The organism is Lentihominibacter faecis (assembly GCF_014306095.1).
Classification (GTDB): Bacteria; Bacillota; Clostridia; order Peptostreptococcales; family Anaerovoracaceae; genus Lentihominibacter; species Lentihominibacter faecis.
Genome location: NZ_JACRWC010000040.1, coordinates 1 through 12,163 on the forward strand (window position 1 = coordinate 1; position 12,163 = coordinate 12,163).

The window sequence follows — 12,163 nt, forward strand, 5'->3', positions numbered from 1 at the left end:
CGTCCGCCGCTTTCCACTCGTGACTTCAACCGAAGCGTCTGTCACGAGCTTCTCGCTCGACTTGCATGTGTTAGGCACGCCGCCAGCGTTCATCCTGAGCCAGGATCAAACTCTTAATTAAATGGTATTTAATCTTCCGAAGAAGTTTAAATCGTTTGAATTTCTAACTCTTTAAACGCATTAGCGTTATTTGCTAATTCTTTATCCGAATTATTCTCTAGAAATTGTCGGAAACTATCTTGCATTTCCTTTTCAGGTTGTGCTGTTAGTATCCTTTAAATCAAATTTATTTTGACTCAAATTTCTACACTATGAAGTTTTCAATGTTCTCGCCTTTTTCAAGGCTTGCCCGCTCTTAGCGAGCTTTTATATTGTATCGCGTATCAGTGATTTTGTCAAGAACTTTTTTCAACTTTTCGAGGCGCTTTTTCTGTCCATTTCCATGCGAGCCATTGCCTCTTTTTTGTTGTTTTTGTTCCTGCATGTCTCCCTGACAGCTTGATTATCTTACCAAAGATATCCACTCTTGTCAACGCTTTTTTCTATCTTTTTTTGACTTTTTTCCTGCCCTTTTCTCTACCCCCGTTCCCATGCCTGTTTCAGCTGTTTTTTGATTCTTCAAGATACTCTTTTCGGCCTGAAAAGACCAAACGCGAAGTACAAAATAAATCCCGTCAAATTAAACATACTGAAAAACAAATACACACCCTTTGCACCGAAGTGATCCAGCAGCATCCCACCGAAAAACTGACAACAGATGGTGCTTAGATTGCTCCCGATGATGTAATAGGCCGAGATTGCCAGACTTCGGATATTCTCCGGTGCCAGCTTTGCAGCATAGCGGACAAGTTCGATGAGAAGAATGCCGTTGACAGCCCCCTGGCTAAAGGATAAAAGAAGCAGCATCCACCACGGAACACCAAGGCTGAATACAAAGAAACGCACAACGGAAATACCCAGAGAGATCGCCGTCAGCTTTTCCATAGTAAGCATTCGTGAAAGCCGTTCACACCATGCCATAAAAGGAAACTCACTACCTACCATCAGCAGCATGACCGCACCTACCCCTGCAAGGCTCCCGCCACCATCAATATACAAAAAACTGAAATACGTATTGTTCGCCACATTTGTCCCGCCCCAGAAGAAAGCACACAGGATCAGACGACGCAGCGGCTTTACCTTAAAAACCTCCAGATAACCTCGCAGGCTTCCCGCTTCATTGTGACTGCGCTGCCGTGATGTTCCCTCTCCTTTTCGGATCCAGAGGATCATAGCCACCGCCAGCAAATAGCTTCCGCTGTAAATAGGAAAGATCATAGAAAGACCCAGACTTTCAGCGAAGAGTCCCGTTACAAACGTTCCCAGCGCGAATCCGACGGCGCCCCAGGCTCGCAGCCCGCCAAACCCCTGTCCGCTTTCGACCGTAAAGGCATCGCTCAGCGACATGATGGGCGCCTGAAAGAAATACATGACACCAAATACCAGTAAAAACAGTCCATACACGTGGATCCCGCTCAACACCAGACTGACCAGTGCCGCAGCCCCGCACAAAAATATCAGGATCTCGTATTTTTTTATGCTCCTGCTGTACTGTCCGCCCCAGAATGCCGATGCGAAAATAGCCACAGCAGTCCCTGTAGCCGTGATGCTCCCGATCTGTGTACCGGAAAACCCGATCTGCTTAAGATACTGTCCTATCATCGGCGTCAGTGCTCCGATCGCCATATATGTAAAATGATACATCGCGGCATATCGCCCATAAAGATGCTTCAAAAAAATCTCCTTTCCGTCATGCTCCTGCTCCTGCGTTTCCTGTCATATGCTAACATTTCACCGTATTTCAGTATATCAAATTCCCTTTTCGGAAACAATAATCCTTATAAAATCTTACGAAACCGGAGGTGCTCCCGCATGCTGATCATCCTCATCCGCACGATCGTGCTTTATTTTATCATCCTTTTCGTTATGCGCGTCATGGGAAAAGCTGAACTGTCGAAAATGTCTCCTTTTCAGATGATCGTTTCCTTCATGATCGCCGAACTCGCCGCCATGCCTATCGAATCTCCGGACATTTCCATGATCAGCGGGGTCACGGCCATCTTTACACTGTTGTTTCTGCAGGTGCTCATTTCCCTTCTTTCCATCAAAAGCGAACGGCTGAAAAATCTATTCAGCGGATCTCCCAGCGTACTGATCGAAAAAGGCAAGATCAACAAAAAAGAAATGAAACGGCTCCGGCTCACCATCAGCGATCTCCTGGAAGCTCTGCGCATCGGCGGCAGCCCCTCACTCTCCAGCGTCGAATATGCGGTCATGGAATCCAACGGGAACCTTTCCATCATCCAGAAAGCGCAGGAAAAGCCTCTTACCCCTGCAGATCTTTCTATTGCAAAGTCACCTGAATCCATGCCGCTCGTCTTGATCAGCGACGGGAACTTCTACCCTCAGAACCTGCAAGTCTCCGGATGGACGGAAACTCAGATGGACAGCGAGCTTCTGGCACGCGGCGTCACCAGTCGCAGTGAAGTGTTTTTCGCATTCTGTGATGAACAGAGTCGCCTTCACGTATTCTTAACAGACAGTTCAGATGTTTTCGCAACGGAGGTGAGCCGATGAAGGACCTTCTGATTTCCGTATGCTGCATGCTCCTTTTGCTGGTGCCGTGGGAGATCTACTCTTCCTATACAGCCGGGACGATGCACTTTTGCAGCGATGCGATCGATGCAAAGGTCCTTCCGGCCGTTACGCAAAACGATTGGGAGAATGCAAAAAAAGGATTCGAGGAAGTTTCAGATCAATGGGATCATTACAAAAAAACAGCTGTCTGCTTCCTGAGCACCGAAGCACTCAACGAAGTAGACAGCACGATATGCAAAGCTTATTACTATATCCAGATGGAAGACGATTCAAACGCATCCGGCGAGGTTTCCGCGCTCCAGTATCAGCTCATGTATCTGCACGAAAATCAAAAGCCGACACTGGCCAATATCCTCTGATTTCTGCAAAGGCTGCCCGGTTCTTAAAATCCGTATGCCTCGCTGACTTTATTCACCCCGTCACCGATGATCTTGTACGTTCTGTCGTAGGACGCCTGGGCCTGGGCCTGGATCCCTTTGATACCCGTCTTTTCCTCCACAGTAGAAGGGTCGTCCACCGGGACGATGGAATAGGTCGGTCCAGAAGCATTCTTATACACCCAGGTCGGGATATATTTCACACCTGTCAGCGATACATCGCCTTTCTTGTTCCTTGTGATTTCCAGATCGATAAACAGTCCATCCTCCGTATTACCGGTCTTAAGGCGCATCATCTCTCTGCGCTGATTGGATAACTGATTGCCTAAAGAGAAGGCACAGAAAGTCTTGTGCGTTCCATCTTCGCTGGTAAACACATCCACAGGCTCGATCACGTGCGGATGACCACCGATGATAGCATCGACGCCCATATTACACAGCTTCTGTGCGATTTCACGCTGCCAGGAAGCTTCTGTCATCTGATATTCGATTCCCCAGTGCGGATATACGATGATGAATTCTGCACCATCTTTTCGCATAGCCTTGATCTGCTCTTCGATCTCCTGGTAGAAACTCTCCCTGTCGTTGGGATCGAATGAATTGAGCAGCGGCGCCACTTCCGGATCAATCGCAATACCGTTGAGTCCTTTTTTATCGTCAGAACGGGGAGTCTCGTACACGTAATTGATCATGCCCACTTTTATACCGTTGATGTCCTGCACCACGTATTTTTTTTCTTCTTCTGAATGACGCGCGCCAGTATAAAGCATGCCCTTATCCTTCATGACCTGTGTTGTGCGCAGAAATCCGGTGTTGCCATAATCATAGATGTGATTGTTTGCCAGCAGGATCATATCAATGCCGCTGGCAGCAAGGGAATCCACCAGCGAGTCCGGCGATTTGAACATGGGATAACCGGAATAGCCCACTTCCTTACCCGGCAGACAGGTCTCGATATCGATGACAGAAAAATCTCCTTCCCCGTAAACATCCTTTATGTTGGAAAAGCACGGCGTAAAATCATAGTCTCCGTCTTTTTTATAAGCACTGGAACGGTAGAACGGGCTGTGGATGATGATATCACCGCCGTTTCCGATCATGATCGTCTGCTCTTTTACCGGTTCTGCAGCTGCAGGCTCTGCATCCTTTGACGGCATCAGATGAAAAAGTGCAGCACCGCCGATTCCTGCCAGGATGACACAGCAGGTAACTGCGAGGATCGCTTTTTTGATACTTCGGTTACTGGATTTGTTTCGTGGATTCTTTGTTTTCATAATTTTCCCCATATAAATCCGGACTTCTTCTTATACCGTAAGTCTAACCGCATCTTCTGCAAAAAGCAAGAAAAGCTTTGCAGACGGCTTGTTTCTCCTCTGCAAAGCTTTTTCCTCACGTTTTTCTTCTATTCGATGACGCGGTACATTTTTACCGCATCTTCTTTCCTGCAGGATTCCAGAAGCGCCACGACTTCCACACGCAGGCTGCCGTTGCCGAACTGAACGAAGATCTCATCTCCCTCCTGCACTTCAGCACCAGGCTTGGCTGTTTTATCATTGAGCAGGATCCTGCCCTGCTCACAGGCTTCTTTCGCGACTGTTCTTCTTTTTATGATCCTGGAATTTTTTAGAAACTTATCGATTCTCATTATTTTGATGCCTTCCCAGTCATATGATCTATTTTAAATCTTAACATACTGATCTTGTCGATCGCTGCATTGATATATTCCAGACCGGCTTCACGATGATCCGGACTGATTTTTAACGCCAGCGCTTCGATGGCACTTCGTTTTTCTGCAGCGTCTTTCACAACATCTACCGTTCCGAAGACCGTTACGGATCTGTACTTTGTTGCAAACTTCTCCGGCATCAGTTCCACGGAGTCCACGATGCTGAAACATGCATTGTGATTCCTGGCGATGTTGTCCAGTTTGTGACCGACGTCTTTAGCACAGTGGAAATACAGTGCACCATCTGTGTATACGAAGTTCAGCGGTGTGATATATGGTGTGCCGTCTTCACTTATGGTTGCCAGAGAGCCATATTCTGCCTCCTCCAGAGCCTTCAGGCATTCTTCCTCGGAGATCATCCTGTCTTTTCTTCTCATTTCTCTTTTCATATCAGCCACCTCATATGTTCCTATGTTATAAAAAAAGGGCAGCTGCGCTGCCCCGGAATTTCATTTATTTGTTTACAGCATCCTTTAATGCTTTACCTGCCTTGAATACTGGAGCTTTAGAAGCATCGATTTTGATCACTTCTCCCGGTTTTCTAGGATTTCTTCCCTGTCTTGCTTTTCTCTGGCGAACTTCAAAAGTACCAAATCCGATCAACTGTACTTTTTCTTCCTTGACCAGTGCACTCTCTACGCTGGATACGAAAGCATTTACAGCCAGTTCTGCATCCTTTTTAGTAAAACCAGTTTTTTCTGCTACTGCAGCTACTAATTCAGCCTTATTCATCAATAAATCCTCCTTAAAAATAATAACGAATAGTTTCAACTATCGTTTTTATAACAAGTCCAATGTCAGGTGAATCACCTTCGTGGACTATTGTCCCATTTTTCAACGGTTTTGTCAAGTTCCATTTCTCCCAAATACACATTTTTTTCAAGACTTTACTGACAAAATCGTCATACATTTACCATAATTTGATTTTTTCACAAAATGAGACAAATTTACGCCCTGCGGGGATTCGTCTCATTTCTTCTTTCTGAATCGTACCAGTGCGCAGGATCAGTATCCCATATATGAATACGGCAGCAGTCACCGCTCCCAGACAGGCTATACTGTTATATCCTGTCCACCCATAAAGGATCCCATAGCAAAACGCTGCCGACAATCCCATGATAACAGAACAGAGTGCCGGCTTCCAAAATGTCTGGATCATATTTACCCGAGTCCCGGTAGTTCTCCTCAGTGCCCTCACATCCATCACAGCTGCGATCGTATACGCCGCTGCATTTCCCAGTGCCGCACCTTTTATATTGACAGCCGGGATCGCTGTCAGCGACCACGTGAGTGCAAATTTCACCACTACTCCCAGAAACAGATTTCGCACGGGGATCAACTGTTTACCCATTCCCTGCAGTGCCCCTGTAGAGACCTGTACGATGGCCAGGGCAAGAAAACCAAGCCCAAGAAGCTGCAGGCAGGGTGCCGCATGAATGGCACTTGCCTTCTGTGTCGGATACAGCAGCAGCAATATCGGTTTCGCTAAAGCGATCAGTCCTATCGCACACGGCATTCCCAGGATCATGGCGATCCGATATCCCGTCTGCAGCGTTTCCCTCAACAAAAAAACATCTTTTTTCTGCTTTGCAGCAGCCACCAGAGGCACGAGACTTACGACTACCGACTGGATCAATATCTGAGGGAACCCGATCAAAGGTGCTGCAAATCCCGTCAGCTGACCATATAGATCCTCTGCCACTTCTTTCTCCCATCCGGAGGCCTGCAGCCTGAACGCTACCACTCCTGCATCGATCAGACCGACAATAGGCATGATCGCAGCACCAAGCGTGACAGGAAGTGCAATGATCAGGATCCGTTTCAGCAGCAGAAGCGAAGAGCTGCGCCGCCGGATCCTGTCCTGCCGTATCCGTTCTTTCAGCTGACGCCGCACCATAAGATACATGATCAGGATCGCAAGAAGTCCACCCAGACCGCCTGCAGCCGCTCCGAAGCATCCACCTGCCGCACCCCTCTGCTGCCACGTAAACCCATCGAAGATCCAGACGTTATCCTTCAGGAACATAGCCATTGTCAGTCCTGCAGCAACACGAAAGATCTGCTCCGTGATTTGAGAAACAGCTGTGGGGATCATATTGTTCATTCCCTGGAAATATCCACGATAGGAAGCAACCAGCGGGACCAGAAACAGTGCCGGTGCCATAGCTCGCATCGAAAGAGACGCACCCGGTACATGAAACAGCCCTGCGATCTCCTCTGCATAAAGAAACACGATCCCAAATCCTGTTATTCCCGTCATAAACATCAGCATCCGCGAAAGATGAAACACCTGCGCGGCTTCCCTGCATCGTCCGTCTGCCTGACGTTCCGAAACCATTTTGGACACAGCCACCGGAATGCCTGCCGTCGAAAACACCAGCAGGAAATTGTAAAGGGAATAGGCCGGCGCATAACTGGCCATGCCTGCCGCACCGATCATATTTGCCAGAGGAATCCGAAAAAAAGCCCCCAGAAACTTGACAAACAGTCCAGCTGCCGCCAGCACGGCAGTTCCCTTTACAAGCGATGTTTTGGTCATAGATCACAGTCTCCCAAGAATATTTTTTGTTGCTGTAACAGCCTCGAACAGCACACGTTCTATATCTATTGTACAGTAATCACCGTTTTCATATACCACTTTTCCATCGATCATAGTCATTAAAATGTCGCTTCCCGATGCCGAGTAGACGATATTGTTGACCATGTTGTGCACCGGATGCATATTAGGCACCGAAAGATCCATCACGATCAGATCTGCACGATTGCCTTCCTTCAGCACACCGCAGTCTCCGCGCCCCTGCGCCTTTGCACCACCCAGCGTCGCCGCCCGGATCACCTCTTCCGGCGTCACAGCTGTTGGATCATCCGCCGCGATCTTGCCGCCGATCGCCATCAGCTTCATTTCCTCCACGAAGTTGAGACTGTTGTTGCTGGCCACGCTATCGGTGCCAACAGCAACCTTCACGCCTTCACGCAGCAGTCTTCCGCCATTGCATATCCCGCTGTCCAGCTTCATATTGCTGACCGGATTTAAGGCGACGGTCACTCCTTTGCGCCGAAAGATCTCCAGATCCTCCTCCGTCGCATAGACACAATGAGCTGCAACTGCCGGCACATCGAAGATCCCGCAACTCTCCAGATACGCCGCAGGCGTTTTTCCATGACGCCCAATGCATTCTTCATGCTCCTGTTTCGTCTCCGATACATGCACCTGCATCCTCGTATCGATGCCGCGTGCGTAATCAGCCAGTGCACGTGCGGTTGCCGGATCCGAAGTGTATTCCGCGTGAAGGCTCATATCCACCAGGATCCGCCCATTTTCGGCTCCATTATAATCTCTGTAAAAATCTTTTGTCTCCTGCATACTCACAAGGCTGCGTGGATCCTCCCCTGTGACGTTGGCGATGGATCTTGCAATATTTCCCTTCGCCCCGCTGTCTGCAAAAGCTCTGGCCATATCATCGCAGAAGTAATACATATCGCTTGTGGACACGATCCCGAATCGGAACGATTCTGCCAGAGCCAGCATGGTGCCCCAGTAAACGGCATTGCCATCCAGTTTTGCCTCAAACGGGAAGATTTTCTTGTTGAGCCAGTCCTGCAGTTTCAGATTTTCTCCATATCCACGCATAAGCGTCATTGGCGAATGGGCATGAGCGTTATAAAATCCGCTCATAAGCAGTTTGCCTCTGCCGTCGTATTCCCGTTCCCATTCTCCTGCAGGGCGCTGTGCACTGATCGAAACGATCTTCCCATTTCGAACTGCCACATAGCAATCCTCCTGCAGTTTCAGATTTTCATCCAGTATATTGATTTGTTTAAAAAGCATAGCTCCTCCTTCTTGTATCCTTACATCAGCGGTGCGATCAAACGCAGGATCTGACCTGCCAGTTTGGCGATCGGATTATATTTTTTACAGTTTTCCAGATCAATACGCTGACATTTCTCTAACGTATGAAAAAAGTCAAGTTCAATATCATTGATCACAGGGTTTTTCCAGATATACGCAGCACACTCAAAATGGAGATACAGGCTCCGGTAGTCCAGATTGATGGTCCCTACCACAGCACGTTCGTCATCACATGTGAAAACCTTGGCGTGTACAAATCCCGGTGTATATTCGTAGATTTCCACCCCATTGCTGATCAGCTGCTGATAATAAGTCCGTGCCAGCAGATAGGCATATTTCTTATCCGGGATATGCGGCAGGATCAACTTTACCTCTACCCCTCTCTGTGCTGCAAAGATCAGGGCATTGATCATTTCTTCATCGATGATCAGATACGGTGTCATGATATGTACATAATCCTGCGACCTGTTGAGGATATCAAGGTATACCTTTTCACCCACATCCTCATCGTCATACGGGCTGTCTCCGTAGGGAACGACATATCCGCCATTTCGCATTCCGCGATCGATGACAGAGGTGTACTGCATGTATTTACTGTAATCTTCCTTTTCCTTCACGTTGATATTCCACAGCTGCAGAAACATCAGTGTAAAGCTGTTGACCGCTTCTCCCTGCACCATGACGGCAGTATCTTTCCAGTGGCCGAATCGTTCTTTTCGATTGATATACTCATCTGCCAGATTCACGCCGCCTGTGAAAGCTGCCCGCCCATCGATGACCGCGATCTTTCTATGATCCCGGTTATTCTGATGCGTAGATAAAAACGGTCGCATCGGCGCAAAGATTTTACACTGGATACCCAGTTGTTCCAGACGTTTCGGGTAATTTCGCGGCAAAAGGGACAATGTACAGGTGCCATCATACATAAATCGCACTTCCACGCCTTCTCGCGCCTTGCGCGCCAGAATCCTCAGGATCCGGTTCCACATGATGCCTTTATCCACGATGAAATATTCCAGAAAAATAAACTTCTCAGCACGTTCCAGCTGGTACAGCAGTTCCTGAAATTTATCCTCTCCAAGCGGGAAATATTTTACGCTGGCATTGCTGTAGACCGGATACTTGCCCCGTTTATATAAATACTGCATGAAACCGCATTCCTGTTTCGACTCTGCATACACATCATACAGCGTGTCTTTATGCGGTGTCAGATAGTCCTTTTCTTCTTCGATCAGCGCATTGACCCGATGAGAGATATAAGCCGTGCCCGGCTGCACTCTGGTGAAAATATAGAAAGCCACTCCCACGACCGGCACCACCAGGATCAGTATGATCCACATGAGCTTGAAACTCGAATTGCTTCTGGCATTGAGAATGTAGATCAAGATGATGACGGCCAGAAGACCGATGGTATAGTTGACGATCCAGGCACTCTTATCGATGAGGGCAAACCCTCCAAACAGGATCACTGCCTGCACCAGCAGCAGGAAAACCAGTATCCCTGTTCTGCCAAAAATCAGTTTCCATAATTTCTTTAATTTTTCCAGTTGTTTTTTCATATACATACCTCTGCGCAAACCTCGCCTATGATAAAATGTTACTGCAAGAACCTCGAAAAGTCAAAGATTTTTACAGGTATAATTGTCCAGTTTTTACAGACAATAGACTTAGAAATTTTTACTGGAGGAAATAATATGAAAGCAACGGGAATCGTAAGAAGGATCGACGATCTGGGGAGAGTAGTTGTCCCAAAAGAAATCCGCAAGGTCCTGCGGATCCGTGAGGGCGATCCTCTGGAAATCTATACAGGAACAGCAGGCGAAGTTATCTTGAAAAAATATTCACCCATCAACGAACTGGGGCAGATAGCCAAGAGTTTCGCCGAAACAGCCTCTACTGTGCTGGGGCTTCCTGTACTGATTTCCGATACCGACCGGTTCATCGCAGCTTCAGGGCTTCGCAAAAAAGATTATCTGAATCAGCAGATCGATACTGCGCTGGATGAGATCATCCAGTGTAAAGAAAAGTCAAGGACTGCCTCAAGGCTTGTGGTTCCGATCCTCACCAATGGGGATCCCATCGGATCTGTGACCGTTCTTCCCACCGAAAACCATGCGCTGACGGAAGCGGAAGTCAAAACAGCAGAACTTGGTGCAAAGCTTCTGGCATGCCAGATGGAGAATTAAAAAAGAGCGTCCGCACATGGCTCAGGGAATGTCCTGCCACTTTGCGCGACGCTCTTTGTTTTCTATTGATCCCATAAAACTTCTCCGGCTTTTTCGGGCGTTTTGTTTACTCCTGTTCCAGATAAGTGATATACGGAAGATTCCGGTACTTCTGATCGAAGTCCAGTCCATAACCTACGATAAACCTGTCATCTACGGTAAATCCTATATAATCCACATCGATATCCACTCTGCGCCCTTCCGGTTTGTCAAGAAGCGTACAGATCTTCACACACTTGGCATCGTGATTCTGCAGATACGCTTTCAGATAATTGAGAGTGGTGCCCGAATCCACGATATCCTCTACGATGATAACGTTTTTGCCACTGATATTGGTATCCAGATCCTTGTTGATCTTTACGACACCGGAAGATTTTGTTGATGCACCATAGCTGCTGACTGCCATAAAGTCGATCACCATATCAAGGTTCACATTCTTCATGATATCCCCCATCCACAACACAGCGCCTCGCAAAATACCGATAAGGACTACTTCCTCTCCTGCAAAGTCCTTTTCGATCTGCTGGCCTATCTCTGCAGCCTTTGCATTGATTTCTTCCTGTGTGATCATAACTGTTCCGATTGTATCCTGATGCATTGCGATTTCTCCTTGCTATTGGTTATTTTTGTCTTCCGCAGACTCTTCCTTTACTTCATATTCTACATCATCCACAAAGGTTTTTCCACGGTATTTTTTCGAAAAATCTTTCGTCTTTCCTCCTGTCCAGTAACTGTCCAGCTCATTGCGCAAATGATAGAGAATAAACAGCCACAGCAGAAAATCATCGATCCAGCCGATCGGAAACAAGATCGGCGGTATAAGATCGATAGGTAAAAACAGGTAAATGATACCGAAAACGATCAGCGCTTTCTTTCGTTTCGGAACCGTTTTATCTGCCATCATAAAACGAATGGCCTTGATTCTTTTAAGTAATACCCGTATTCCCAAAAACTGCATTTAGTCCTCCAGTATTTCTTCCATGACATCAAGTAATTCTTCATATCCTGTCTTTTTCAGTGCTGAGACCGGGATCACCACGTCCTCTGCTGAAAGTTTCAAAGTCTGTCGGATCAGCTTGATCTGTTTCGGCAGCTGATTTCTGGAAATTTTATCTGCTTTGGTAGCTACAACGATTCCATCGAGTCCGAAATGACGCAGATACTGATACATTTCCACATCCTGTTTCGAAGGTGCATGGCGGATATCCACCAGCTGGATCACCTTTCGCAGGCTTTCCCGCTGTTCAAGATACCGCTCCATCATCTCGCCCCACCCTTCTGACACTGATTTGGAAACCTTGGCATAACCGTATCCCGGCCTGTCTCTTATACACATCTGACGCTGCCG

14 protein-coding genes and 1 rRNA gene are annotated in these 12,163 nt (G+C 47.4%); 3 read left to right on the forward strand and 12 right to left on the reverse strand.

Going from position 1 to position 12,163, the window contains the following annotated elements; genetic code table 11:
• Both H8876_RS02785 and H8876_RS02790 read right to left on the reverse strand, forming a co-directional pair.
• A 16S ribosomal RNA gene (locus tag H8876_RS02785) occupies positions 1-121 on the reverse strand; the annotation flags it as partial.
• A gap of 497 nt (positions 122-618) precedes the next feature.
• Entirely contained in the window at positions 619-1,773 is a 1,155-nt protein-coding gene (locus tag H8876_RS02790; RefSeq protein ID WP_249286423.1) for an MFS transporter, read from the reverse strand.
• A 138-nt stretch (positions 1,774-1,911) separates the two neighbouring features.
• Here H8876_RS02790 and H8876_RS02795 point away from each other — a divergent pair, with 138 nt between their 5' ends.
• Both H8876_RS02795 and H8876_RS02800 read left to right on the forward strand, forming a co-directional pair.
• Positions 1,912-2,616 carry a DUF421 domain-containing protein gene (locus tag H8876_RS02795; RefSeq protein ID WP_249286424.1) on the forward strand — a complete coding sequence of 235 codons (705 nt, stop codon included), beginning with the start codon at positions 1,912-1,914 and terminating at the stop codon, positions 2,614-2,616.
• Entirely contained in the window at positions 2,613-2,996 is a 384-nt protein-coding gene (locus tag H8876_RS02800; RefSeq protein ID WP_249286425.1) for a DUF4363 family protein, read from the forward strand. The genes H8876_RS02795 and H8876_RS02800 overlap by 4 nt, the downstream gene beginning before the upstream one ends.
• 23 nt (positions 2,997-3,019) lie before the next feature.
• Here the strand turns inward: H8876_RS02800 and H8876_RS02805 are convergent, their stop codons facing one another.
• The 7 genes from H8876_RS02805 to cls form a co-directional block, all read right to left on the reverse strand.
• Positions 3,020-4,288: a CapA family protein gene (locus tag H8876_RS02805; RefSeq protein ID WP_249286426.1), complete on the reverse strand. Its 1,269-nt coding sequence runs from the start codon at positions 4,286-4,288 to the stop codon at positions 3,020-3,022.
• Between the two features lie 128 nt (positions 4,289-4,416).
• Positions 4,417-4,659 carry an RNA-binding S4 domain-containing protein gene (locus H8876_RS02810; RefSeq protein WP_249286427.1) on the reverse strand — a complete coding sequence of 81 codons (243 nt, stop codon included), beginning with the start codon at positions 4,657-4,659 and terminating at the stop codon, positions 4,417-4,419.
• Positions 4,659-5,129, reverse strand: coding sequence for a pyridoxamine 5'-phosphate oxidase family protein (locus H8876_RS02815; protein ID WP_249286428.1), 471 nt, complete (start codon positions 5,127-5,129; stop codon positions 4,659-4,661). The genes H8876_RS02810 and H8876_RS02815 overlap by 1 nt, the downstream gene beginning before the upstream one ends.
• A gap of 64 nt (positions 5,130-5,193) precedes the next feature.
• Complete coding sequence (locus H8876_RS02820) at positions 5,194-5,472, reverse strand: HU family DNA-binding protein (RefSeq protein ID WP_249286429.1); 279 nt, start codon at positions 5,470-5,472, stop codon at positions 5,194-5,196.
• 178 nt (positions 5,473-5,650) lie between these two features.
• Positions 5,651-7,279: a putative polysaccharide biosynthesis protein gene (locus tag H8876_RS02825; RefSeq protein WP_249286430.1), complete on the reverse strand. Its 1,629-nt coding sequence runs from the start codon at positions 7,277-7,279 to the stop codon at positions 5,651-5,653.
• 3 nt (positions 7,280-7,282) lie between these two features.
• The gene (locus tag H8876_RS02830; protein WP_249286431.1) at positions 7,283-8,569 is read right to left on the reverse strand and encodes an amidohydrolase; all 1,287 of its coding nucleotides are present in this window, start codon (positions 8,567-8,569) and stop codon (positions 7,283-7,285) included.
• A 20-nt stretch (positions 8,570-8,589) separates the two neighbouring features.
• Positions 8,590-10,149 carry a cardiolipin synthase gene (gene cls / locus H8876_RS02835; protein WP_346727826.1) on the reverse strand — a complete coding sequence of 520 codons (1,560 nt, stop codon included), beginning with the start codon at positions 10,147-10,149 and terminating at the stop codon, positions 8,590-8,592.
• Positions 10,150-10,284: 135 nt separating this feature from the next.
• Between cls and H8876_RS02840 the strand changes: the two genes are divergently transcribed.
• Positions 10,285-10,776, forward strand: a complete 492-nt coding sequence (locus tag H8876_RS02840; protein ID WP_249286432.1) for a stage V sporulation T C-terminal domain-containing protein — start codon at positions 10,285-10,287, stop codon at positions 10,774-10,776.
• A 106-nt stretch (positions 10,777-10,882) separates the two neighbouring features.
• Here H8876_RS02840 and hpt read toward each other — a convergent pair whose 3' ends face one another.
• The 3 genes from hpt to H8876_RS02855 all read right to left on the reverse strand — a co-directional run.
• Positions 10,883-11,413 (reverse strand): hypoxanthine phosphoribosyltransferase, encoded by a 531-nt coding sequence (gene hpt, locus H8876_RS02845; RefSeq protein ID WP_249286433.1) that lies wholly within the window; start codon positions 11,411-11,413, stop codon positions 10,883-10,885.
• A 15-nt stretch (positions 11,414-11,428) separates the two neighbouring features.
• Positions 11,429-11,773 (reverse strand): YkvA family protein, encoded by a 345-nt coding sequence (locus H8876_RS02850; RefSeq protein WP_177265792.1) that lies wholly within the window; start codon positions 11,771-11,773, stop codon positions 11,429-11,431.
• Positions 11,774-12,163: GTP-binding protein (locus H8876_RS02855; RefSeq protein WP_346727827.1), on the reverse strand; the 390-nt coding region annotated here is incomplete at its 5' end. It lies immediately after the preceding gene.

Excerpts from the sequence above, each read along its gene's own strand:
- H8876_RS02825 (WP_249286430.1), bottom strand. The coding sequence starts at position 7,279 with ATGACCAAAACATCGCTTGTAAAGGGAACTGCCGTGCTGGCGGCAGCT.
- hpt (WP_249286433.1), bottom strand. The coding sequence starts at position 11,413 with ATGCATCAGGATACAATCGGAACAGTTATGATCACACAGGAAGAAATC.
- H8876_RS02830 (WP_249286431.1), bottom strand. The coding sequence starts at position 8,569 with ATGCTTTTTAAACAAATCAATATACTGGATGAAAATCTGAAACTGCAG.
- H8876_RS02810 (WP_249286427.1), bottom strand. The coding sequence starts at position 4,659 with ATGAGAATCGATAAGTTTCTAAAAAATTCCAGGATCATAAAAAGAAGA.
- H8876_RS02820 (WP_249286429.1), bottom strand. The coding sequence starts at position 5,472 with ATGAATAAGGCTGAATTAGTAGCTGCAGTAGCAGAAAAAACTGGTTTT.
- H8876_RS02850 (WP_177265792.1), bottom strand. The coding sequence starts at position 11,773 with ATGCAGTTTTTGGGAATACGGGTATTACTTAAAAGAATCAAGGCCATT.
- H8876_RS02840 (WP_249286432.1), top strand. The coding sequence starts at position 10,285 with ATGAAAGCAACGGGAATCGTAAGAAGGATCGACGATCTGGGGAGAGTA.
- H8876_RS02800 (WP_249286425.1), top strand. The coding sequence starts at position 2,613 with ATGAAGGACCTTCTGATTTCCGTATGCTGCATGCTCCTTTTGCTGGTG.
- H8876_RS02815 (WP_249286428.1), bottom strand. The coding sequence starts at position 5,129 with ATGAAAAGAGAAATGAGAAGAAAAGACAGGATGATCTCCGAGGAAGAA.
- H8876_RS02795 (WP_249286424.1), top strand. The coding sequence starts at position 1,912 with ATGCTGATCATCCTCATCCGCACGATCGTGCTTTATTTTATCATCCTT.
- H8876_RS02805 (WP_249286426.1), bottom strand. The coding sequence starts at position 4,288 with ATGAAAACAAAGAATCCACGAAACAAATCCAGTAACCGAAGTATCAAA.
- cls (WP_346727826.1), bottom strand. The coding sequence starts at position 10,149 with ATGAAAAAACAACTGGAAAAATTAAAGAAATTATGGAAACTGATTTTT.